Source organism: Gottfriedia acidiceleris, from assembly GCF_002128425.1.
In the GTDB taxonomy this organism is placed as follows: domain Bacteria; phylum Bacillota; class Bacilli; order Bacillales; family Bacillaceae_G; genus Gottfriedia; species Gottfriedia acidiceleris.
The window spans coordinates 278,183-301,142 of record NZ_NESS01000002.1 but is presented as its reverse complement, the minus strand read 5'-3'; the positions used below and the strand labels follow the sequence as shown (position 1 = coordinate 301,142).

Annotated in this window: 21 protein-coding genes, 1 pseudogene and 1 other annotated feature; of the genes and pseudogenes, 3 read left to right on the top strand and 19 right to left on the bottom strand. The window is 33.6% G+C overall.

Annotated features, from left to right (window positions below; all coding sequences use genetic code 11):
* Nucleotides 1-59: 59 nt before the first annotated feature.
* From B6K90_RS05430 to ilvE, 17 genes and pseudogenes are all read right to left on the bottom strand, one after another.
* On the bottom strand, nt 60-437 hold the full coding sequence (locus B6K90_RS05430) for a DMP19 family protein (protein ID WP_167555283.1): 378 nt from the start codon (nt 435-437) through the stop codon (nt 60-62).
* 613 nt (nt 438-1,050) lie between these two features.
* Nucleotides 1,051-1,614 (bottom strand): NUDIX hydrolase, encoded by a 564-nt coding sequence (locus B6K90_RS05425; protein WP_088011718.1) that lies wholly within the window; start codon nt 1,612-1,614, stop codon nt 1,051-1,053.
* A 206-nt stretch (nt 1,615-1,820) separates the two neighbouring features.
* Nucleotides 1,821-2,384, bottom strand: a complete 564-nt coding sequence (locus B6K90_RS05420; protein WP_328588116.1) for a hypothetical protein — start codon at nt 2,382-2,384, stop codon at nt 1,821-1,823.
* A 220-nt stretch (nt 2,385-2,604) separates the two neighbouring features.
* Nucleotides 2,605-3,375 carry a 3-hydroxyacyl-CoA dehydrogenase gene (locus B6K90_RS05415; protein ID WP_088011716.1) on the bottom strand — a complete coding sequence of 257 codons (771 nt, stop codon included), beginning with the start codon at nt 3,373-3,375 and terminating at the stop codon, nt 2,605-2,607.
* 30 nt (nt 3,376-3,405) lie between these two features.
* Entirely contained in the window at nt 3,406-4,557 is a 1,152-nt protein-coding gene (locus B6K90_RS05410) for a thiolase family protein (RefSeq protein ID WP_088011715.1), read from the bottom strand.
* Between the two features lie 29 nt (nt 4,558-4,586).
* Nucleotides 4,587-5,735 (bottom strand): acyl-CoA dehydrogenase family protein, encoded by a 1,149-nt coding sequence (locus B6K90_RS05405; protein ID WP_088011714.1) that lies wholly within the window; start codon nt 5,733-5,735, stop codon nt 4,587-4,589.
* 186 nt (nt 5,736-5,921) lie between these two features.
* A complete protein-coding gene (locus B6K90_RS05400) occupies nt 5,922-6,926 on the bottom strand; it encodes a zinc-binding dehydrogenase (RefSeq protein ID WP_088011713.1) in 1,005 nt (334 codons plus the stop codon).
* 954 nt (nt 6,927-7,880) lie between these two features.
* Nucleotides 7,881-8,729: a DegV family protein gene (locus B6K90_RS05395; RefSeq protein ID WP_167555282.1), complete on the bottom strand. Its 849-nt coding sequence runs from the start codon at nt 8,727-8,729 to the stop codon at nt 7,881-7,883.
* A 205-nt stretch (nt 8,730-8,934) separates the two neighbouring features.
* Complete coding sequence (gene leuD / locus B6K90_RS05390; RefSeq protein WP_088011711.1) at nt 8,935-9,510, bottom strand: 3-isopropylmalate dehydratase small subunit; 576 nt, start codon at nt 9,508-9,510, stop codon at nt 8,935-8,937.
* Nucleotides 9,488-10,882, bottom strand: a complete 1,395-nt coding sequence (leuC, locus tag B6K90_RS05385) for a 3-isopropylmalate dehydratase large subunit (protein WP_088011710.1) — start codon at nt 10,880-10,882, stop codon at nt 9,488-9,490. Before leuC ends, leuD begins: the two co-directional genes overlap by 23 nt.
* A complete protein-coding gene (leuB, locus tag B6K90_RS05380) occupies nt 10,879-11,946 on the bottom strand; it encodes a 3-isopropylmalate dehydrogenase (protein WP_088011709.1) in 1,068 nt (355 codons plus the stop codon). The genes leuC and leuB overlap by 4 nt, the downstream gene beginning before the upstream one ends.
* Nucleotides 11,947-11,987: 41 nt before the next feature.
* Nucleotides 11,988-13,109: pseudogene (locus tag B6K90_RS05375) on the bottom strand (2-isopropylmalate synthase); the annotation flags it as partial.
* A 3-nt stretch (nt 13,110-13,112) separates the two neighbouring features.
* Nucleotides 13,113-14,123 carry a ketol-acid reductoisomerase gene (gene ilvC, locus B6K90_RS05370; protein WP_088011707.1) on the bottom strand — a complete coding sequence of 337 codons (1,011 nt, stop codon included), beginning with the start codon at nt 14,121-14,123 and terminating at the stop codon, nt 13,113-13,115.
* A 39-nt stretch (nt 14,124-14,162) separates the two neighbouring features.
* Nucleotides 14,163-14,678: an acetolactate synthase small subunit gene (ilvN, locus tag B6K90_RS05365; protein WP_025671139.1), complete on the bottom strand. Its 516-nt coding sequence runs from the start codon at nt 14,676-14,678 to the stop codon at nt 14,163-14,165.
* The gene (ilvB, locus tag B6K90_RS05360) at nt 14,678-16,366 is read right to left on the bottom strand and encodes an acetolactate synthase large subunit (RefSeq protein WP_235821736.1); all 1,689 of its coding nucleotides are present in this window, start codon (nt 16,364-16,366) and stop codon (nt 14,678-14,680) included. Before ilvB ends, ilvN begins: the two co-directional genes overlap by 1 nt.
* Nucleotides 16,367-16,465: 99 nt before the next feature.
* Nucleotides 16,466-16,702, bottom strand: a binding site (T-box leader).
* Nucleotides 16,701-18,368 (bottom strand): dihydroxy-acid dehydratase, encoded by a 1,668-nt coding sequence (ilvD, locus tag B6K90_RS05355; RefSeq protein ID WP_088011706.1) that lies wholly within the window; start codon nt 18,366-18,368, stop codon nt 16,701-16,703. Its footprint overlaps the feature before it by 2 nt.
* Nucleotides 18,369-18,374: 6 nt before the next feature.
* Nucleotides 18,375-19,265 (bottom strand): branched-chain-amino-acid transaminase, encoded by an 891-nt coding sequence (ilvE, locus tag B6K90_RS05350; RefSeq protein ID WP_088011705.1) that lies wholly within the window; start codon nt 19,263-19,265, stop codon nt 18,375-18,377.
* A gap of 262 nt (nt 19,266-19,527) precedes the next feature.
* Here ilvE and B6K90_RS05345 point away from each other — a divergent pair, with 262 nt between their 5' ends.
* Nucleotides 19,528-19,716: a hypothetical protein gene (locus B6K90_RS05345; RefSeq protein ID WP_088011704.1), complete on the top strand. Its 189-nt coding sequence runs from the start codon at nt 19,528-19,530 to the stop codon at nt 19,714-19,716.
* A gap of 272 nt (nt 19,717-19,988) precedes the next feature.
* Here the strand turns inward: B6K90_RS05345 and B6K90_RS05340 are convergent, their stop codons facing one another.
* On the bottom strand, nt 19,989-21,515 hold the full coding sequence (locus B6K90_RS05340; RefSeq protein WP_088011703.1) for an ABC transporter permease/substrate-binding protein: 1,527 nt from the start codon (nt 21,513-21,515) through the stop codon (nt 19,989-19,991).
* Nucleotide 21,516: 1 nt separating this feature from the next.
* On the bottom strand, nt 21,517-22,269 hold the full coding sequence (locus tag B6K90_RS05335) for an ABC transporter ATP-binding protein (protein ID WP_088011702.1): 753 nt from the start codon (nt 22,267-22,269) through the stop codon (nt 21,517-21,519).
* 213 nt (nt 22,270-22,482) lie between these two features.
* Here B6K90_RS05335 and B6K90_RS05330 point away from each other — a divergent pair, with 213 nt between their 5' ends.
* Both B6K90_RS05330 and B6K90_RS05325 read left to right on the top strand, forming a co-directional pair.
* Nucleotides 22,483-22,749, top strand: a complete 267-nt coding sequence (locus B6K90_RS05330) for a branched-chain amino acid transport system II carrier protein (RefSeq protein WP_235821720.1) — start codon at nt 22,483-22,485, stop codon at nt 22,747-22,749.
* Nucleotides 22,737-22,925 carry a branched-chain amino acid transport system II carrier protein gene (locus B6K90_RS05325; protein ID WP_088011701.1) on the top strand — a complete coding sequence of 63 codons (189 nt, stop codon included), beginning with the start codon at nt 22,737-22,739 and terminating at the stop codon, nt 22,923-22,925. Before B6K90_RS05330 ends, B6K90_RS05325 begins: the two co-directional genes overlap by 13 nt.
* Nucleotides 22,926-22,960 lie beyond the last annotated feature (35 nt).

Sequence of the window (22,960 nt, the reverse complement as noted above, 5' to 3'; positions counted from 1 at the left end):
AAAACTGATAATCTTTACTCGACTATAAAGCCGATCATGTTGTTCAACTAATGCACTAGTTAAATGAACAACTTCAATACTTTCTTGTATGTATCTTCATAATTCAAATCATCATAAAATTCATTATCTAATTCTTCAAGTTCTTCAAGAATATCATCTTCAGATTTATCGCTTCGATAGATTTCATTTGCTTTTTTTACTAAATTAGATAAGAAATTGATTTCTAATTTATCTAAGATAGAAACAGTTTCTTGCCAATATTCTCCAGTCCAATTTGAGAGATATTGATCAAATCCACCATTATTTACTTCCAATAGAAGACTATCAACTAAATATAATTTTCTTTCATTTTCACTTAGTACTTTAATTCCAGTAACACTTTCTTTTTCATTAATTTTATCAGACATCTCTAAATATAAATCTTCTGTATTTTTCATCAGATGAACTCCTCCAACATTCATATTTGTTTGAATATTTTAGCTCCATAAACCAACAAAGCAGTTAACCCCTGTGGTTTCTATTTATCTATAAAAGAAATAAAAACAATGAAACAAGCAGGTGAAATAATTCTCATTCAAGTTGGAATTCTCATATTAAATTTGCTTAAATTTTTCCTCGATATGTCGTCTGAGAACGAATAGAGATTAATAGATAGCCAAAAATATAACTAATAAAGTAAAAGTAAAAGAATAATTCCTAAGAAAAAATTTAGTTCCAAAATAAATTAAAGGTAAAAAAACTATCTCCAACAATAATTCGACTAGATAATGCCTCCTAGCCTCAAATTTGAAAAGCCATTTTCCATATTTTTTAATGATGACATTGTCCCAACACCTCTAGTGATAAATATTCACTATTAAATTTATACTTTCCTTTTAAGCTCTTATATTGTATCTACTCCAGGTGGTAAGTTGACTTGCTTACCATTTCCTCTCTTATAATCGTTGCATTTAAGTGCGTTTTGATTTATTTCTATTGGAAACGAAACATATACAATCACAAAATAAAAGCTGAATATTTAGAAGCTTATGACATTTGCTAACTCATCAGTTAGTTGAATTGTAAGTTTAATATTTTGCTTAAATGCGGCATTGCTAAATAAAACGCACTCACTGTAAAAAGTTGATTTATTTCTCCACTTTTTATTTTAGTGTAAATAGCATCTACATCTATTAATTTGAATTCAATAAATTCAGCAGGATCCAGTTCTTGTTCAAAAGCTGGATAAGCATCTAATATTAAATATGTAATTATTTTGTTATTTTGTGTTGCAGGATTAATGAAAAACTCTCCTAATAAAATTGGTTCGGTTTTTGTAATATATCCAGTCTCTTCCCTTACTTCTCTTAAAATGGCTTCGGAATAAGGTTCATTTTCTTCTGGCTTTCCAGCTGGGATTTCAAAAAAAAAGTCCTGTCCAGCGTATCTAAATTGTTCGACTAGTAAAATTTGATTCTCTTTTGTTATCACAATAGCATTTACCCAATTTGAATATTCGTTTACATAATAATCCTGTATTATATTTCCATCCGGTAGTTCACAACAGTCTTTTCTTAAATTTCCAAATGGAGTTTTGAATAAATATTCTGAACTAAGTGTCTTCCATTTCTGCATCCTAAAAGCTCCTTAATATTTAGTTTATCTATACATATTTTGCTAATTTTGATTATTGTCATTGTTCAATTAAAATGCCATTTTGTTGAATAATGAATTGTAACTTTTGTTCAAATGCTTAACTTGAAAAAAGAACTATCTATTTAGATAGACAGTCCTTTTATAACCTTGTTCAACTAATGCTTTGGGATAGGTACGTATTTTTTTTAGAAAATTAGTTCACCATTCTGTTTGAAAAACTGTGAAATCATATGATATTCATTTAATACTCTTTTTCTTCCACTATCTGTTAAATACCAATTCTCTTGATTTAAACCTCGATTATCTTCCAATGGTAGTACATCTAATATCATGTCTTCTTTTGCAAAAGCTGACGCAATTAATAGGAATCGATTCATGAAAAACGTTTTACCTACCAATAATATGTTTTTTTCTTCTGAAGATATTTGAAGCATTGCATTTTTTATAATATCATTGGCAGATACAGCTTGACCCTCAATTGGGAAAATAATATTTTCAGGTATTCCTAATTCAATTAATTTTTCCTTATGGAATATGTATTCGTCCTCCTTAAGATTAATGTTATAAACACTAGGGATCATAATCTTTTTAAAAGAGTCATTTTTATATAAATTAACTATATGTTCATTTAACTCTGGAAAATGACCTGGATGATATAAAACTACATCTGCAAGTTTGAATAAATTCTTTTTTTCAATAAATGTATTTTTACTTAATAAGTTCGCAAATTGAACGTTCAAAAATAGCACCTCTTAATATTTCTAATAATCATATTAAACATCATCGATATATTGTTCGACATAAAAAAACGTTTACCTCTTTACCTAACTAATCTGCCAGTAGTTGAATAAGAAAATCAACAATCTTCTTACCAGAACTTCATAAAAAAATTGCTTACACGGAATATGAACAAAGAAAAAAGCAGGAGAGCAAGTTAATCCCCGCTCTTCCTGCCTTTTTTTGTCCCTCTTATTTCGGCTGCATACGAATTGCACCGTCTAAACGGATTACTTCACCATTTAACATTGGATTTTCAACAATGCTTTTCGCTAAATGTGCATATTCTGATGGTTTACCAAGACGTGATGGGAATGGAACCATATTTCCTAATGATTCTCTAGCTTTTTCTGGTAATACATCAAACATTGGTGTTTCGAATATACCAGGAGCAATACTCATTACTCTGATTCCGTATCTTGATAGATCCCTAGCTATTGGTAATGTCATTCCAGCTACTGCACTTTTTGATGCACCATAAGCTGCTTGCCCCATTTGACCATCAAATGCTGCAACTGATGCAGTGTTAATAATAACACCTCTTTCACCAAATTCATTTGGCTCATTGTTAATCATTTGTTCAGCTGCTAAACGGATAACGTTAAACGTACCAACTAAGTTTACATTAATAATTTTTTGGAAAGATTCTAACGAATGAATTCCGTCTCTTTTAATTACTTTTTCAGCTAAAACAATACCTGCACAGTTGACTACTGTATTGAATGAACCAAATTTAGTTAAAACATTTTTAATTGAATTTTTTACGCTCTCCTCAGAAGAAACATCTGTTTTTTCAAAACAAACATTTTCTTCCCCTAATTCAGAAATTAAGGAAGCAGCTCTCTCTTCATTTAAGTCGAAAATAGCAGCTTTTCCACCATTTTCTACGATCATTCTAACTGTACCTGCGCCAAGTCCTGATGCTCCACCTGTAACGATTGCGATACTTTCACGAATATTCATTTTTTAAATCCCCCAGTTTGTTGTTGGTTATTAATTTAATCTTTCAATAATTGTTGCATTTGCCATACCATGGCCTTCACAGATCGCTTGTAATCCATAACGTCCGCCTGTTTTCTCTAAAGCATTACACAATGTAACCATAACTCTTGCACCACTAGCCCCAAGTGGGTGACCTAATGCAATCGCTCCGCCGAAAATATTTAATTTTTCAAATGGTACATTTAATTCTTTCTGCCATGCTAAAGGAACAGTAGCAAATGCCTCATTTATTTCAAATAAATCGATTTGATCGATTGATAATCCACATTTATGTAGAACTTTTTGAGTAGCTTGAATTGGCCCTGTTAACATCAATTTAGGGTCCGATCCTACTACCGTTCTCCCAATAATTCTAAACTTTGGTTTAAAACCTAATTGATGCGCTTTTTCTTTACTCATTAAAAGTAGTCCTGCTGCACCATCACTAATTTGACTTGCATTTCCAGCTGTAACCGAACCAGTTTCAGTAAATGCTGGTTTTAAGGTAGCTAATTTCCCAATAGAAGAGTTTTCTCTCGGTCCTTCATCTTTCGTAACTTTAACAAGTTCACCTTCTTGATTCGTAACCGAAACTGCAACAATTTCGTCTTCAAAATAGCCTTGTTTCATTGCTTTTAATGCTTTTTGATGGCTTTTATAAGCAAATTCATCTTGCTCACTTCTACTGATGTTCCACTTCTCATTTATGCGTTCTGCTGATATCCCTTGGTTAAAGTCACCAAACATACTAGTTAGTTTTTCATTCCATTTTGATCCTTTTAAATTAGAAAACATTGGTACACGTGTCATACTTTCGACACCAGCTGCGATGACAATGTCCATATCTCCACTTAAAATAGCTTGTGATGCAAAATGGACGGATTGTTGACTTGATCCACATTGACGGTCAATTGTAACACCAGGCACTTCAATTGGTAGACCTGCTAATAAAGAAGCCACTCTACCAATATCACCAGCCTGTTCACCAATTTGAGTTACACAGCCCATAATCACATCATCAATTTCTTTCGGATCAAATTCATTTCGACTTATTAATTCCTTTAGTACAATTGCAGCAAGGTCATCAGGTCTTGTTTCGCTAAAGCCACCGCCTCTTTTGCCAATAGGAGTTCTTAAAGCATCAACAATAACTACTTCTCTCATAAATATGATCCTCCAATTTTACGTTGTGATTAATTTAAATCCATTTGTTTTGCGATAATCGTCTTCATGATTTCATTTGTACCTGCGTAAATTGACATGATTTGAATATCTCTGAAACGTCTAGCAATCTCGTATTCTTCCATATATCCATATCCACCATGCAATTGAAGACACTCTGAAGCCACTTTTTTTCCTAAATCTGTAATCCACCATTTTGCCATCGATACTTGCTTAACAACATTTACGCCTTCCATATGCTTATAAATTAAATCTTCAATGAAAGTACGACCAATTTCGATTTCAGTAGCTAATTCTACAAGTTTAAATTGTGTATTTTGGAACGCTGCAATTGATTTTCCAAATGCTTTTCTACTTTTCACATATTCAGTAGTCACTTTCAGCATTTCTTCTGCAGAAACTAGTGCTTCTAATGCAACTACTAATCTTTCTTGCTGTAATTTTTCCATTAAGTAATAGAAGCCTTTACCTTCTTCTCCTAATAAATTCTTTACAGGTACTTTAGCATCTTGGAAAATTAATTCAGCCGTATCTTGACTATGAAGTCCTACTTTATTTAATTTCTTTCCTCTAGAAAACCCAACTGTATCTTTTTCGACAACTAACAAGCTTATTCCTTTATGAGCAGGTTGAATTGTCGTATCAGTTTTAACTGCAATGATAATTAGGTCTGAATGAATACCATTCGTAATAAATGTTTTCTCACCATTGACGATATAGTAATCCCCTTCTTTTACTGCCGTTGTTTTAATATTGGCTAAATCTGATCCAGCACCTGGTTCAGTCATAGCAACTGCACTAATATATTCACCTGAAATACATTTAGGCAACCATTCCATTTTTTGCTCCTCATTTGCATAAGCAGTCAAATAAGGTACAACAATATCATTGTGTAAGGCTACGCCTACTAAACTTGAACCAACTTTCTCAAGTTCCTCAATAATAATAACTGAATAGCCAAAATCTACACCTAACCCACCATATTTCTCATCAACGTAAGGACATAAAAATCCTTCATTTCCTAATTTATCCCAAAATTCCCTTGGTATCATTCTGTTTTGTTCCCACTCTTCATAGAATGGTACTGCTTCTTTTTGTAAAAATTTTCTAAGAGCCGTGCGGAAGATTTCATGTTCTCTTGTTAAGTAAGAATGTTTCATAATAAGCCCCCCTAATAATTAATCACATATATAAAACGCTTACAATACTCAAAATACTAAATTTTTCAAATATTACATTTGTAATAATCATATGATGTTAATTGTAATTTATCAAGGAGCAAAAATAAAAGAACTGAAAAATTTCAGTTCTTTCGATTGAAGACAAACATCAAGAAATAATACAAATTAACCTATTTTAACTGTAATTTTACCAAAATTATTTCCTTCACTCATACGTTGTAATGCACTAATTACATCCCCAAATTCAAATGATTTATCTAAAATTGGTTTAATTTTATGTTCTTCAAAAAATGCTAACATTTGTTCAAACTCTCTCGGACTTCCCATAGTAGTTCCTCTAATATCCATATTTTTAAAGAATACTTTTGGCAATACCGTTTGAGGAACTGGTCCATTAGTCGCACCGAATGATACAATTCTTCCACCTTGAGCAGTCAAATCAATTAATCGATTAAATGATTCTCCACCTACACCATCGATCGTAAGATTAACAAATCCAAATTCTTTACGCAGTTTTTTATACCAATCATCTTCTCGATAATTAAAACCTGCGATTGCGCCCATTTCAATAGCCTTTTCAATTTTTTCATTGCTACTAGATGTAACAATTACTTTTGACCCATATGCAACAGCAATTTGCAATGCATATAATGCTACCCCACTTCCAATCCCTGGAATCAAAACAGTATCATTCGTTTGTAATTGACCACGTGTAATTAATGCTCTATATGCAGTGAGTGCAGCTAATGGAATTGCTGCAGCCTCTTCCCAAGACAAGTACTCAGGTTTTTTATAAACATTTTCAACTGGTAGTTTAATAAATTCAGCAAATGTACCATTAGTAGGCATACCAAGTACAGTAAATTCATCTGAATTGATATCGTCACGTTCTCCCCAGTTTAAACTCGGGTTCATGATCACTTCATCACCTATAGTAAATCCCTTTACTTCATCTCCAATAACCTCAATAACCCCAGCTCCGTCTGATCCTAAAATTGCATCTAACTTCATCCCTGGATACATACCATGAGTAATAAAAAAATCACGTCTGTTTAATGATGCTGCCTTTAACTTAATGACTACTTCATTTGGAAGCACAGTACCGATCTCAACATTTTCCAATTTTAGTGACTCTGGCCCATTTTTGTCTCTTAAAATATAAGCTTTCAATTAAATCACTCCTTTTAATAATTTAAAAACAAATTTTACGAATTTTAATATGTAAATAATCAAATCTTCCTTGATTTTATATTACCAAAAAAAGTTAAATTTAGTTTAGTAAAAAGATTTATGTATGGTTTGGAAGTATTATAGGGAGGTTTGGTTATTACTTTATGACTACTGGTAGGTATATTGGATTAGATTTATAAGTGAAGATATTGAAAGGTTTTGTGTATTATTTTTATTTATTATTCAATTTTTTTATAGAATCAATTTACTTGAGTACGTGAAATTTCGAATATATCATTAAATTTTTGGGATTGGAACATAAAAATTTTGTGAACTATTAAAAATTAATCAAGAAGAGCCATTTTTATAGTTTTAATTCGATTAAATTGTTTAGAATCATATTTTTAGTTCAATTTGTTAAAGAACTAAAAAAAATGAGTTTCAAACACATCAATTTACCTTGTTTAATTGCAATTAGTTAAAATATAATTGCCATTCTCAATTTTAATTGCAGTTCCACAATTTTATTTTCTATTTACCTTTTTTAATTGCGATACCTGATTTTTATTTACGTTAGTCCAATTACTATCTATTAAATTATTTTCAACCAACAATAGACCTTAATTAATAAAAGTTTTTCCCATTGTTTTAAACGTTCTTCCCTATTGATAGAATAAAAGCATAAACATCTATCCTACTAAAATTAATTTCCATAGGAATAATCTACTGAATTCAAAACTGAAGTATATATACATTTAAATATCACAAATTTTCTAACATCTTTATACTTCTCTTTGTCAAAATCTGTTTCAATATTAATAAATATGTCTCTTTTTAACAAAAAAGCATGTGTTATTATTTCCTATCAAAAGATCATTTATTATTTCCATATATTTTCTAAATTTAGCTATCTAAACAAAAAAACTCTCACCACTTTGAGAGTCGAAATGTTTTTTATTTAGATAGAAAAAAGATTCCTAATGCACTAGGACCTGTGTGAACGCCGACAGCTGAACCAACTGAGTTTTCAATTAAATGTCCACTACCTATTAGATCCTTTAATTGGTTAATAAATTGTTCAGTAAATTCATCCTTTACCCCGTACACAACTCCAACATTTCTACTAAGTTCATCCTTTCGATCCTTCATTATTTCAAGCATACGATTTAATGCTTTTTTTCGACCTCTTACCTTCTCAACTGGTTTAAATTTCCCTGCGCTAACTTCCATAATCGGATTAATATTAAGCATGCCTCCTAAAAAACCTGCAAACTTACCGACACGACCACCACGTATTAAATATTGGAGGTCTTCTATCGTAAAAATATGTTGGATCTTATTTATATTGTGAGTTAATTGATTGATTAGATTCTCAAATGATTCATCATTATTCAGGCCTTCTATTAGTTCCATCACTAATACACAAATTCCGAGTGATACTGATCTTGTATCAATGATATGAATAGAGGCATTTGGATTGTTTTCTAAAATATCTAATTTTACTAATTGTGCAAAATTATAAGTACCTGATAAATCCCCAGAACAAGTAAGATAGACACAATTTTGGTCTGTACTACAAGAGACTAAAGTTTGATAAATTGCATCGTAGGAAGGTAAAGATGAAGTAAAGTTCTCTCCATTTTTCATTCTTAGCATTAACTCATGTGATTGTAAATTTACTCCATCAAGATACTCTTTATCTAATTGGTCGTAGACTCTTAATGGTATAACTGAAATATCGTATTTTTTCAATATTTCAATTGGAAGATCAGAAGAGCTATCTACAATTAATTTTAGTTTCAATTTATTCACCTCTTTCTAGTTTAATAATGTATTTTTAATCTTATTAAACAACTATCTAAATATTGAATCAATTATTTCTCATTTGAATTAATTTTATCGACAAAATTGCATTGAAAAAGGAACATCTACCTAGTCTATGCCTTTCACTCAAATAAAAAAAGTATCCTATAAGTAAGTTAGCTTATAAGATACTTCCTTTTTTTAGTTATGCGTGTAATTTTTCGTATTTTTCAATATCATTTTCATATTTCATTGTAATGGCAATATCATCTAAGCCATTAAGTAATTTTTCTTTCCAAACAGGATCGATTGAAAAATCAAAGTTCCCAAATATTGTTTTTACGACTTGATTTTCCAAATCCACTTCAATTTCTTGATTTCCATTTAGTGTAGATAATTGTGAGCGAATTTCATCATTTAAGACAATCGGTAGCATACCATTTTTTATACAGTTATTGTAGAAAATGTCTGCGAAGCTACCAGCAACAATAATAGTAAATCCATAATCATTTAACGCCCAAGGTGCGTGTTCTCTAGATGATCCGCATCCAAAATTATTTCCACTTATTAAGATTGAAGCATTTTTTCTTTCTTCATTATTTAATGAAAAAGATTTATTAGGTGAGCGATCATCATGATATCGCCATTCATCGAATAAAAATTCTCCGAAGCCAGTTCGTTCTATTCGTTTTAAATATTGTTTTGGAATAATTTGGTCTGTGTCGATATTATCTAACATAATTGATACAGTTGTGCCTTTATGCGTACGTAACGGTTTCATTTGCTTGCTCCTTTCGAATATCAATAAAATGGCCATGTACCGCAGCAGCCGCTGCCATTACCGGACTGACTAAATGTGTTCTTGCTCCTTTACCTTGTCTTCCTTCAAAGTTTCGGTTTGAAGTAGAAGCACAATGTTCTCCAGCTGGTACTTGGTCTGGATTCATTGCTAGACACATCGAACAACCAGCTTCCCTCCATTCAAATCCTGCTTCGATAAAGACTTTATGTAGTCCTTTTGCCATCGCTGCATTTCGGACCTTTTTTGATCCTGGTACAACTAGTGCACGTACATCAGATTTTACTTTCTTTCCTTTCAAATAATTTGCCGCTTCCTCTAAATCTGACAATCTAGAGTTTGTACATGAACCGATGAATACATGTTGAACTGGAATTTCTTTCGGTGTGATTTCTGGCTTTAATCCCATATATTCATAAGCTCGTTCGTAGTTCTCATCCTTAGCTTTTGGAAGGACTTCATCAATTCTTACGCCCATTCCAGGATTCGTTCCCCAAGTTACGTATGGTGCAAGGGTTGCTACATCCACTTCGATTGTTTTATCAAATGTTGCTCCCTCTTCTGTATATAGTTTCTTCCATTCTACTAATTTTTCATCATATGAATTGACAGTATATTTTCGACCTTTTAAATAATCGAAAGTTTTTTGATCAGGAGCCACTAATCCTGCTTTTGCTCCTCCCTCAATCGCCATATTACATAATGTCATACGCTCTTCCATTGACATATTTGTAATTGCTTCACCATAAAACTCAATGACATATCCAGTTCCCATTGAAACGCCATAAGTTGCTAGTAAATGAAGAATAATATCTTTAGCATATACGCCTTTTGGAAGCTTACCATCAAGTTTCACACCCATTGATTTCGGCTTTACTTGCCATAAAGTTTGTGTTGCTAAAACATGTTCAACTTCGCTTGTTCCAATTCCAAATGCTAATGCACCAAATGCACCGTGGGTAGATGTGTGACTATCTCCACATACGATTGTTTTTCCCGGCTGAGTTAATCCAAGTTCTGGACCAATTACGTGGACAATGCCTTGGTCCTCATCCGTAATATCTGCTAAAGGAATATTAAACTCCTGACAATTATTTCTTAACGTATCCATTTGTTGTTTAGCAATTAAGTCAGTGATGACTAATTGATTTTTTGTTGGTACATTATGATCCATTGTCGCAAATGTCAATTCTGGTCTTCTTACTTTTCGATTGGATAATCTTAACCCTTCGAATGCTTGCGGAGAAGTTACCTCATGGACTAAGTGTAAATCGATATACAAAAGCTGAGGTTTACCTACTTCACCAGTTACAACATGATTTTGCCAAAGTTTATCAAACAATGTTTGCTTCATCGACTTGTTCCTCCAACTGTTTGAAATTGTAATTCCTTTAATACTTGTTCTGTAAATTCAATCGTCGAACTTTTACCGCCTAAGTCACCAGTTAAATAACCATTATTAATTGTATTAACAATTGCGTTTTCAATTGAGTTTGCTTCATCTACTAATTTGAAATCGCGAAGCATCATCGAAACTGACCTTAATATTGCAATAGGGTTAGCCTTATTTTGTCCAGCTATATCTGGTGCTGAACCGTGAATTGGTTCATATAATGAAGGACCATTCCCAGATCTACTTGCAGAAGGTAGCATTCCTAATGAACCAGTAATCATCGAAGCTTCATCGCTTAAAATATCTCCAAATAAATTTTCAGTAACGATTACATCAAATCTTCTTGGATTACGAATTAACTCCATCGCAGCTGCATCAACAAGAATATGCTCAACTTCTACTTCTGGATATTTTGAACTTAATTCAATGACAATTTTTCTCCAAAGTTTACTAGATTCTAATACATTTGCTTTATCAACTGATGTAAGTTTGCCTTTTCTAGTTTTAGCTAACTCAAAACCATACGTTACAATTCGTTCAACTTCTTCTCTAGTATAGGAAAGCGTATCGGTTGCTTCATTTTCATTATGGAAACGAGGTTCGGAAAAATAAATTCCGCCTGTTAATTCTCGAACGACGACAAAGCTTACATTTCTTACTTGTTCAGATTTTAATGGAGAGTGATTTACAAGTTCATCGTAAACATCGACCGGTCGAATGTTAGCGTATAAATTTAGTGACTTTCTTAATCTTAATAAGCCGCTTTCTGGCCGTTCAACACCTTGATCCCATTTTGGTCCACCTACTGCGGCCAATAATACAGCATCCGAATTTAAACAACTATCTAAAGTTTCTTTCGGTAATGAGGTGCCTGTTTCATCAATCGCATGGCCCCCAAATAAGTTTGTAGAAAAAGTAAAATCATGTTGATAAGATTGTGCAATTTGTTCCAAAACTTGCACAGCTGAACTCATTATTTCTGGTCCGATTCCGTCTCCTGGTAAACATGCGATCTTTAATTTCATTTTAGAACCTCCTTTTTGCTCCATTTACTAATAATGTTTAGTAAATCTGCATCTGTAATTTCTTTTTTAGAATCTGTCAAAGCTTTAAATTGAATAAACGCTTCGTTAATAATTTCTTGTGAAAAATTGAATCCAAGTTCTCTTAATCGATCAGTAAAAGCATGACGTCCTGAGTGTTTCCCTAATACTAATGAATTTGTAGAAAGTCCAATTAATGAAGGAGGTATAATTTCATATGTTGTTGGGTTTTTTAATACTCCATCTTGATGAATACCTGATTCGTGAGCAAAAGCATTTGTACCTACAATTGCTTTATTCTTCTGGACAACCATACCTGTAAGACGACTAACAAGTTCACTTGTCTTCGTAATTTCATGTAATCGTAAATTAGTATTTTTACGATAAACATCTTCCCTAATATGTAGTGCAACTGCTATTTCTTCTAGTGCTGCATTTCCTGCTCTTTCCCCAATTCCATTTACGGTGCATTCAACTTGGTTTGCTCCTGCCTGTATTGCAGCTAATGAATTCGCTACTGCCATTCCTAGATCATCATGACAGTGACAAGAAAAAATAGCTTTATGATAAGACGGTACATTTTCTTGTAAATATTTAAATAGATCATAGTATTCTGAAGGGCTTGTGTAACCTACAGTATCTGGAATATTAATTACATCCGCACCTGCTTTTATAGCAGTCTCTGCAAATTCGGCAAGGAATGCTCGATCGGTACGACATGCATCCTCTGCTGAAATTTGGACATTAGGAAAAAAGGATTTTGCAAGCTGTACACAGTGTTTAGCAGTTTCCAAAACTTCTAATCTCGTCATGTTTAATTTATATTTCATATGAATGTCACTTGTAGCTAGAAAAATATGAAGTCTCGGTTCTGCAGCATTTTTTAACGCTTCCCATGCTGTTTTAATATCTGAATCTTTTGCGCGAGAAAGGCTAGAGACGGAGACAGATCGAATCTGTCTCGCAATCTCTTGAACACCTAAAAAGTCACCTTCCGAAGAAGCGGCAAAACCAGCTTCAATGATATCAACACCTAAAGCTTCTAGTTGTCTTGCAATTTCGAGCTTTTCAAATCGATTTAAATTAACCCCAGGAGATTGTTCGCCATCACGTAATGTTGTATCAAGAAACTGAATTTTACTCATTTTTTATTTCACCTCGACTTTTTCTTTTCTTTGGATAAACGGCATCATTGCACGAAGTTTTTCTCCAACTTCTTCTAACTGATGTTGCTTTTCACTTTCATTAATTTCATTGAATACTGGACGACCATTTTTATTTTCGTTGATCCAACCTTTAGCAAATGTACCATCTTGAATTTCTGTTAAAATATCTTTCATCGCTAATTTTGACTCATTTGCAACTACTCTAGGACCTGATACGAAATCACCCCACTGAGCAGTATCAGAGATTGAATATCTCATATAGCTCATTCCGCCTTCGTACATTAAATCAACGATTAACTTCAACTCATGTAAACACTCAAAGTATGCTACTTCTGGTTGATAGCCAGCTTCTACTAATGTTTCAAATCCTGATTTTACTAAAGAAGTTACACCACCACATAGTACCGCTTGTTCTCCGAATAGATCTGTTTCAGTTTCCTCTTTAAATGTTGTTTCAAGCACCCCAGCTCTTGTAGAACCAATTCCTTCAGAGTAAGAAAGTGCTACATTTTTTGCTTCACCTGTTACATCTTGGTAAACCGCAAATAATGCTGGAACCGCTGCGCCGTCAACAAAAGTACGTCGAACAAGATGTCCTGGACCTTTTGGAGCTACTAAAAATACATCAACATTTGCAGGAGGAACAATTTGATTAAAATGAACGTTAAATCCGTGTGCAAACGCAAGCGCGTTACCACTTTCTAGATACGGTTCAATTTCATTTTTATAAACAGTTGGTTGATGCTCATCTGGTAATAGAATCATTACTACGTCTGCTGCCTTTGATGCCTCAGCAACCGTAGTTACATGTAGTCCGTCATTTGCTGCAGCATCCCATGATTTACCAGGACGACAACCAACAACAACTTTATGACCATTTTCATGTAAATTTAAAGCATGTGCGTGACCTTGTGAACCATAACCAATTACTGCAATCGTTTTTCCTACTAATACGTTTTCCTTTACGTCTGTACCATAATATACTTTTGCCATTTTCAAATTCCTCCAATGTTTTTAGTTTTATATTTTTATTTAATAAGAGAGTAGCTTTTGAGCATGCTCCTTATGTTTAGCAGATCTAGTAAATGCGGTTACACCTGTTCGAGCTATTTCTTTTAGTTCGAAAGGTCTTAATAATTCAATCAAAGCCTCTACTTTATCAGAGGTACCAGTTACTTGAACGACAATCTGATCACGACTTACGTCAATAACCGAGGCTCTAAATGGTTCTATTAGACTATAAATTTCATTTCTTGTAGCTGCATTTGTACTCACCTTTATTAAGGCTAGTTCTCTAGCAATAACGGATTCTTCTGTTATATCTGCTACTTTTATCACATCAATTTGCTTGTGAAGCTGTTTAATCAATTGTTCAACTTGTTGTAAATCCTCTACATGAACGACAAACGTAATTCTTGAAATATGATCTTGCTCTGTATGTCCTACAGAAATACTTTCGATATTGAAGCGTCTTCTCGAGATGACTCCTGTAATTCGGTTAAGTACGCCACTGTTATTTAATACTGTCGATGTAATGACTCGTTTCATTATTTCACCCCTTCCATTTCATGGATTCCTTTACCAGGTGGAACCATTGGTGTAACAATTTCAGCTTGATGAACTCGACAATCAATTAAAACTGGTCCATCAAATTCAATTGCTTCTCTTAATTGATTTTCAACTAGATTTGGATCTGAAATTGTCATCCCTTTAATACCGTAAGCCTCAGCAAGTTTCGTGAAACTAGGTTGGCAGTCTAATAGAGAACTAGAGAAGCGGTCATTATAAAAAGCTGATTGCCACTGTCTTACCATTCCTAAAGCTGCGTTATTTAAAATTAAAATTTTAACTGGTAAATTATGTTCCTTGATCATGCTCAATTCTTGCAATGTCATTTGGAATCCGGCATCACCTACGATGGCTACAACTAATTCATCAGGCTTTGCAAATTGTGCTCCAATTGCAGCTGGTAATCCAAATCCCATTGTTCCTAGTCCACCTGATGTGATCCATTTATGTGGTTCGTCAAAAGGATAATACTGAGCAGCCCACATTTGATGTTGACCTACATCTGTGGAAATCGTCGCTTTCCCATTTGTGATTGAATGGAGTAAAGTTAAGACAGTTTGTGGTTTAATAACTTCTCTACTCGATTCATACTGCAGTGGAAATGCCTCTTTCCGACTTTTAAGGAGCTCTAACCATTCACTATGATTTTGTTTATCTACTTTTTGTTTTAATAGAACTTTCAGAACTTCCTTAGCACATCCAACGATTGGAATATTTGTCGGAATCACTTTATTTATTTCCGCAGGATCTATATCGATATGTGCAACAATTGCATTTTTAGCAAAGTGTGCTAAATTACCCGTTAACCTGTCATCAAATCTTGCTCCGATGTTAATTAGTAAATCACTTTCATACATTGCCATATTTGCTGTATAGGTCCCATGCATCCCCCCCATTCCAAGGAATAATTCCTCATTTGCTGGAAATCCACCTAGTCCTAAAAGCGTATTGACAACCGGGATATTAAACTTTTTTATAAATTCTGTAAACTCATCAGCTGCTTTGGCATGTAATATACCTGCTCCAGCTAACACGACTGGTTTTTTAGCTTTTTCAATCGCTCCTATTAACTTTGTTATTTGAATATAATTTGGTTCATATGTCGGTTGATAACCTGGCAATTGAACTTCTATATCGTCCTTTTTCACTCCTTTTTCAACCATCATATTTTTTGGTAGATCGATGACGACTGGACCTGGACGGCCTGTTGATGCAATATGGAATGCTTCTTTTACAATTTGTGGGACATCTTCAACATTACGCACTTGGTAGTTATGCTTTGTAACTGGCATTGTTATTCCAATAACATCTGCTTCTTGAAAGGCATCCGTTCCGATTACATTTGTAGCAACCTGGCCAGTAAAAACAACTAGTGGTAATGAATCCATCATCGCATCTGCTAAACCAGTAACTACATTTGTTGCACCTGGCCCACTTGTTGCGATTACAACTCCTGGACGTCCAGTCACTCGTGCATATCCTTCTGCTGCGTGAATGGCTCCTTGTTCATGTCTTGCTAGTATGTGAGGAATATCAGCATCATAAAGTGCATCATATAATGGTAATACTGCCCCTCCAGGGTAACCAAAAATCATTTCAACATTTTCATTTTTCAAAGCATCAATTAGTAAATTTGCACCTGACAATTCTTTTGACAGAGTTCTCATCGAATGATGACTCATTTCTACTTTTCCCTCCATTTTTGGATAAAATTTACCCATTTATTCGCAATAAAAAAAGCCATAACTCCACACTTCAGCAGATGCTGAAGGGGCGAAAGACTTTTCGCGGTACCACCCTTCTTCTTAGGTTAATAACCTAACTTTGGGATTTTGGCTAACCAAAATCTAGCTATAACGTGGCCAACGTTCAAGCTTACCGTACAAAGTACTTCGGCTTGACACTCAAGAGTGAGTTTCATTAATCAAGGTCATCGGTTCACACCAGCCACCGACTCTCTGAAGATCCTTTTCATAACTACTTTTCTCTTTCAATGCTTTTTCATATTTTTAAAATTCCGCCTGTATTAGCAGAAGTTACTAACTTTGCATATCTTGCTAAATAACCTGATTTTACTTTTGGTTCATGTAATTTAGATGATTTTTTACGTGATTCTAACGTTTCGTTTGAAATGGATAATGTAATACTTCTTGATAAAAGATCGATTATGATTTCATCGCCGTCTTCAATATATGCAATTGGCCCACCTTCAGCTGCTTCTGGAGAAATATGTCCGATTGCAATTCCTCGTGTAGCACCTGAGAAACGACCATCTGTAATTAACGCAACCTTTGTACCTAATCCTCTTCCAACAATTGATGAAGTTGGTGCAAGCATTTCTGGCATTCCAGGTCCACCTTTTGGCCCCTCATAACGAATGACAACTACGTGCCCTTCTTTAACGAGACCGTTGTCAATCGCTTCAACCGCTTCATCGTGTGAGTCAAAACAAATTGCTTCGCCAATAAATGTTTGGATTGAAGGATCAACGCCACCTACTTTAATAACTCCTCCATCTGGGGCTATATTCCCATGTAATATTGATAATCCACCTGTTTGTGAATAAGGATTTTCTTTCTTACGGATAACTTCACTATTGTAGATTGTAGCTTCTTGCACATTCTCGAATAAAGTTTTACCCGTAATTGTAATGCGGTCACTATTGATTGCTCCAGGTATAGTAGTAAGTTCCTTAATAATTGCTGGAACGCCACCTGCTAAATGAACATCATGCATTGAATAGTGAGATGCAGGACTTATTTTAGATAAATAAGGTACTCTTCTTGCTACTTCATTTATATCCTTTAAGTCGTAATCAACTCCTGCTTCATTTGCGATGGCCATTAAGTGTAAAACTGTATTTGTCGATCCACCCATTGCCATATCCAATGCAAATGCATCATCGATGGCCTCTTTTGTAATAATGTCTCTTGGTTTAATATCTTTTTCAATACAATCCATTAGATGAACTGCTGCATCTTTGATTAATTGATGTCTGTCTTTACTAGTTGCAAGTATTGTTCCGTTATACGGTAGTGCTACACCAAGCATTTCCATAATGCAATTCATTGAATTTGCTGTGAACATTCCAGAACAGGATCCACATGTAGGACATGCTGACTTTTCAATATCGAGTAATTCTTCTACACTCATTTTTCCTGATTTAAAAGCTCCTACACCTTCAAATACTGAAGCAAGAGAGAGAGCCTTTCCATCTTTAGATAGTCCTCCAGCCATTGGGCCGCCTGATACAAAGACTGCTGGTACATTTGTACGAACAGCTGCCATTAGCATTCCCGGTGTGATTTTATCACAGTTTGGCATATAAAATACTCCATCAAACCAATGTGCATTAATAACAGTTTCAGCTGCATCGGCAATGATTTCCCTACTTGGTAGAGAGTACCTCATTCCAATATGCCCCATTGCAATTCCATCATCGACACCAATCGTATTAAACTCAAATGGAACTCCACCAGCATCTCGAATCGCTTGTTTTACAACATCAGCCATTTCTCTTAAATGAATATGACCTGGAACAATATCAATATATGAATTACAAATCGCTATAAATGGTTTATTAAAATCTTCCTCTTTTACACCTGCCGCTAATAATAAGCTACGATGAGGCGCACGGTCGATTCCTTTTTTGATCATGTCACTTCGCACAATTTATCACCCTTGTTTTACGTAAATTTTTTCTCCATCTTCAACTACTAATTGACGAAATGCTTTTAATAACCTTTGTGTATTTGGTCCTGGTCTTCCATCACCAATCACTCGTCCATCTACCTTAGATACACCAATTACTTCAGCTGCTGTACCTGTTAAGAAAACTTCATCAGCAATATAAACATCATGTCTAGTGAACAATTTTTCTTCAACTTCGTAACCTAATGTGTCACCTAATTCCATAATTGCATTACGAGTAATTCCTTCTAATGCACCTGCTGAACTTGGTGGAGTAATTAACTTATTCCCTTTTACTAAGAAAACATTATCTCCTGAACCTTCAGCTACAAAGCCTTGATCGTTTAACATAAGTGCTTCTTGTACACCAGCTAGTTTAGCTTCAATTTTTACTAATATATTATTTAAGTAATTTAACGATTTAATTTGTGGATTTAATACATCACTTCGATTTCTTCTCGTTGCTACTGTTACAATTTCCATACCATTGTCGTATAGTTCTTGTGGAAACAGTGCTAGTTGTTCAGCAATGACAACTACATTTGCTCTTGGACAAGAAGTTGGATCTAATCCAAGATTTCCCTCACCTCTTGAGACGACGAGTCGAATATAACCACTATGTAAATTATTTCGATTTACTGTATCAACAACAATTTGTGTTAATTCCTCTAATGAATAAGGAATAGTTAATAAAATTGATTTTGCTGATTCGTATAATCGAATGAGATGTTCTTTTAAGCGAAATACATTGCCATCGTATACGCGAATCCCTTCGAATACTCCATCTCCATATAGATATCCATGATCATATACAGAAACTTTTGCATCTTGTTTTTGAACGAATTCACCATTTAAAAAAATCTGTTGCTCTGTCACGGTTAATCCTCCTCAAGAGTTAAAATATTTGTACTTACTTTATTCCAATCTAAGAAATTAATCAATAAGTTTTTAGAAAATTTTAAATTCACAATTTATTCAAATCTCGTATAAATATTGGTAAATCAACAATGAAAACCTTTACATTTTTTTAAAATAATTTTTCGACAAAATTCTACCCTTGCTATTTTTTTTTAAAAGGATTATCATATGGTTAATTTATACAGAATTTTCTGTAAATTAAAATCGGAGGCGATTAAAAATGGCTACTTTACAAATTAATGGAACTGTTAACGAAATCAATGAAGTGTTGAAAGTAATGAGTAATCATTTTGACATTCAGATTAAAGACGAAAAATCCGATCAGGACTATTCAGTAGATTTCTCTTATGAAGAATGGGAAAATGATTCTTTTGTAAGTGAAATGTTAACCGGAGCCTATAATGATTAAACATTAAAATTCATATCGTATGATAACAAAAAAGAGGGTAGCTAAAAAATTCTAGTTTTTAGGCAACCCTCTTTTTTTGAACAATTGTTAAATGAAAGATGTATATTGACTATGTAGACTGAACTAAAGTGAATCCGCAATAATTCAGTCTAATTCTATCTATATCAAATAAAATAACATTACGATTCTGTTAAGTATGTATGTTTACAACAAAAAAAAGACCGCTTGTTCAGTTCCCCTGACTATAGAGACGGTCTCTTTTTATATTCATTTTATTTTAACAAGCCTTCTTCCTTCAAAAACTCCTTAGCAACACTTTCGGCAGATTTTCCATCAACATTTACTTTGTAATTCATTTCACGCATCTGGTCATCCGTTATTTTATTTTCTAATTTATTTAAAATATTTTTGACTTCTGGGTACTTTTTAAGTGTTTCTTTTCTTAGAAGTGGTGCACATTGGTATGGTGGAAATAAATTTTTATCATCGACTAACACTTTCATGTTAAAACTTTGGAGCTCACTATCAGTTGAATACGCATCGATTATTGAAAGATCGTCTGATTGAATTGCATCATATCTCAATTTTGGCTCCATCGTTTTTAAATTTTGAAACTTCAATCCATATAATTTTTGCAACCCTAAATATCCGTCATCACGATCTGTAAATTCTAAAGTGAAACCTGCTTTTAACTCATTTGCTATTTTGGCTGCATCTGAAATCGTTTCGATTCCAAATTGATTTGAAATGTGATTTGGAACAGCTAATGCATAAGTGTCATTAAATTTCATAGGTTCTAAATAGCTTAAATGATACTTTTTTGCTAAACCTTCAGCAGCTTGTTCATATACAGCCTTTGCATCATTACTAACAGCCTTTTCTTTTAAAAAAGTAGAAACGACAGTGCCTGTGTATTCTGGATAAATATCAATATCACCTTTTTTTAATGCATTAAACACAAATGTTGTTTTACCAAAATTAGGCTTAACTTCAACGTTTAGATTCGTTTCGTCCTCAATCATTAATTTATACATATTCATTATTATTTCTGGTTCTGCACCTAATTTTCCAGCAATCACTAGATCCGCTTTATTCCAAGATTTAATTGTTAATGGAGAAAATAATAATGCTAGTAAAATAAAACTGGCCGTTATGATTCTTAATGAAAAACTCTTAAAACTCCTCTTCTCTATTAACCTTAAAATAAAATCAAATAAAATTGCTAAAAGTGCTGATGGTATTGCCCCTAAAATAATTAAATTCATATCGTTTCGGTCGATTCCTAGTAAAATTAAGCTTCCTAATCCACCAGCTCCGATTAATGCTGCAATAGTAGCAGTTCCGACAATTATTACCATTGCTGTTCGGATTCCCGCCATAATAACTGGTAATGCTAATGGCAATTCAACCTTAAAAAGTCTTTGTCTACCGTTCATTCCTAACCCAGTTGCTGCTTCTAATAGGATTGGATCAATCTCCTTAATTCCGGTATATGTATTTCGCAAGATTGGCAATAATGCATAAACACTTAACGCAATTACCGCTGGAATCTTTCCAATACCGACTAATGGTATTAAAATCCCTAACAACGCTAATGAAGGGATGGTTTGAATAACTGCCGTAGTCCCAATTACAAACTCAGAGATACCTTTTTTCCTCGTTAAGTTAATTCCAATCGGGACAGCTAGGAGTATTGCAATAATTAGTGCAAATACTGAAATTTGAATATGCTCTAACAAAGCTGTTAATAATTGCGCTTTTCTATCTGCAAGAGTCGTTGTAAATGAAGTGAGAATCATCTTATATTCCCTCCTTTACAACAGCTTTACCACGATAATTGTCTATAAATTGTTCAACAAAAGGATTTATGGGATTATTTAAAATTTCGTCCTTCGTTCCTACCTGAACTAGTTCACCATCGTGCATGATCCCAATTCGATCCCCTAAATAAAATGCTTCGTCTAAATCATGTGTAACGAAAAGAATCGTTTTATTAATCTTAGTTTTTAATTGGTTCAAGTCATTTTGTAATTGTAATCTTGTAATTGGATCTAATGCACTGAATGGTTCGTCCATTAATAATAAGTTTGGATCCCCTGCTAAAGCTCGCGCTACACCTACCCGCTGTTGCTGCCCCCCGGATAGCTCTGAAATAGGTCTTTTACTAAATTCCAAAGGATTTAACTTTACTAATTCTAATAATTCTTTTACACGCTCTTTAATTTGTGTCTTGTTCCATTTTTTTAATTCTGGAACAATCGAAATATTTTCTTCAACATTCAAATGCGGAAATAGTGCAATTTGTTGAAGTACATATCCAAATTCTCTCCTCAGCTTATGTTCATCATAATCTTTAATGTTTTTATCATGATAAAAAATTTCACCATCAGTCGGTTTAATTAATCTATTTATTAATTTAATTGTTGTAGTTTTCCCACAGCCACTTGGGCCAATTAAAACAAAACATTCACCTGTTAGTATTGAGAAAGATAAATCTTGAACTGCACTTTTACCATTTGGAAACTTAAAAGAAATATCTTGAAATTGGATCATTGTAGTCCTCCCCTATAAAAATGCCTATAAGTATATATAGTTAGAGGACAAGTTTTCTTATGCTTTAAGTAAAAAAAATTAGGACAAAGAAATTTTTTTTCATTTTTTCATGATAATTGTAAGAATTTTAAAAGATTTTGTAGTAAATAGAATTGTTTTTTGGTAGAATGAGAAAATCATTTTTAAATTGCAACTATGATTGAGGTGTATTGCTTGAATACTTTAACAAAAAAAGAAATTATGTTTATTGGATTTATTATTTCAGATGCGGGACTTGCGATTTTAGCGTTTATTGCAATAGCAAAGTCCAGTAATCTTGATACGCTTGTAAACAGAGTGCATCCTATCTTCGCACTTCTCTTCCCGATAGCAATCTACTTGTCGATTGGACCTGGACTTGCTATTCCCCGAGCTAGTAGCCTAGCCTATGAAATGGCGGTTAAACCATTTCTGGCTGAAGGATTGGAATGTATAGCCTAATCGAGATTATCAATTCATCATTTTTAAATAATGGACTAAGTGATTTATTATCGATTGTTCCAATGCAAAGTAAAGGATTCGGTTGGGTAATACCTGGCTTAATCGGTTTTTTAATTGGGTGTATTATGGAGAAGCTTTTTGTTAAAGAATATGCTGAAATAAAAAATGCAGCTTAAGTTATATCCAAAAATAAAGAGCGGCTCATTAGTCT

Coding starts and splice junctions, on each gene's coding strand:
- B6K90_RS05425 (WP_088011718.1), bottom strand. CDS start 1,614: ATGCAGAAATGGAAGACACTTAGTTCAGAATATTTATTCAAAACTCCA.
- ilvB (WP_235821736.1), bottom strand. CDS start 16,366: ATGAGAACTCTGTCAAAAGAATTGTCAGGTGCAAATTTACTAATTGAT.
- ilvN (WP_025671139.1), bottom strand. CDS start 14,678: ATGAAACGAGTCATTACATCGACAGTATTAAATAACAGTGGCGTACTT.
- leuC (WP_088011710.1), bottom strand. CDS start 10,882: ATGAAGCAAACATTGTTTGATAAACTTTGGCAAAATCATGTTGTAACT.
- B6K90_RS05410 (WP_088011715.1), bottom strand. CDS start 4,557: ATGAGAGAAGTAGTTATTGTTGATGCTTTAAGAACTCCTATTGGCAAA.
- B6K90_RS05415 (WP_088011716.1), bottom strand. CDS start 3,375: ATGAATATTCGTGAAAGTATCGCAATCGTTACAGGTGGAGCATCAGGA.
- B6K90_RS05335 (WP_088011702.1), bottom strand. CDS start 22,269: ATGATCCAATTTCAAGATATTTCTTTTAAGTTTCCAAATGGTAAAAGT.
- B6K90_RS05430 (WP_167555283.1), bottom strand. CDS start 437: ATGAAAAATACAGAAGATTTATATTTAGAGATGTCTGATAAAATTAAT.
- B6K90_RS05340 (WP_088011703.1), bottom strand. CDS start 21,515: ATGATTCTCACTTCATTTACAACGACTCTTGCAGATAGAAAAGCGCAA.
- B6K90_RS05345 (WP_088011704.1), top strand. CDS start 19,528: ATGGCTACTTTACAAATTAATGGAACTGTTAACGAAATCAATGAAGTG.
- B6K90_RS05405 (WP_088011714.1), bottom strand. CDS start 5,735: ATGAAACATTCTTACTTAACAAGAGAACATGAAATCTTCCGCACGGCT.
- ilvC (WP_088011707.1), bottom strand. CDS start 14,123: ATGGCAAAAGTATATTATGGTACAGACGTAAAGGAAAACGTATTAGTA.
- leuB (WP_088011709.1), bottom strand. CDS start 11,946: ATGAAATTAAAGATCGCATGTTTACCAGGAGACGGAATCGGACCAGAA.
- B6K90_RS05325 (WP_088011701.1), top strand. CDS start 22,737: ATGTATAGCCTAATCGAGATTATCAATTCATCATTTTTAAATAATGGA.
- leuD (WP_088011711.1), bottom strand. CDS start 9,510: ATGAAACCGTTACGTACGCATAAAGGCACAACTGTATCAATTATGTTA.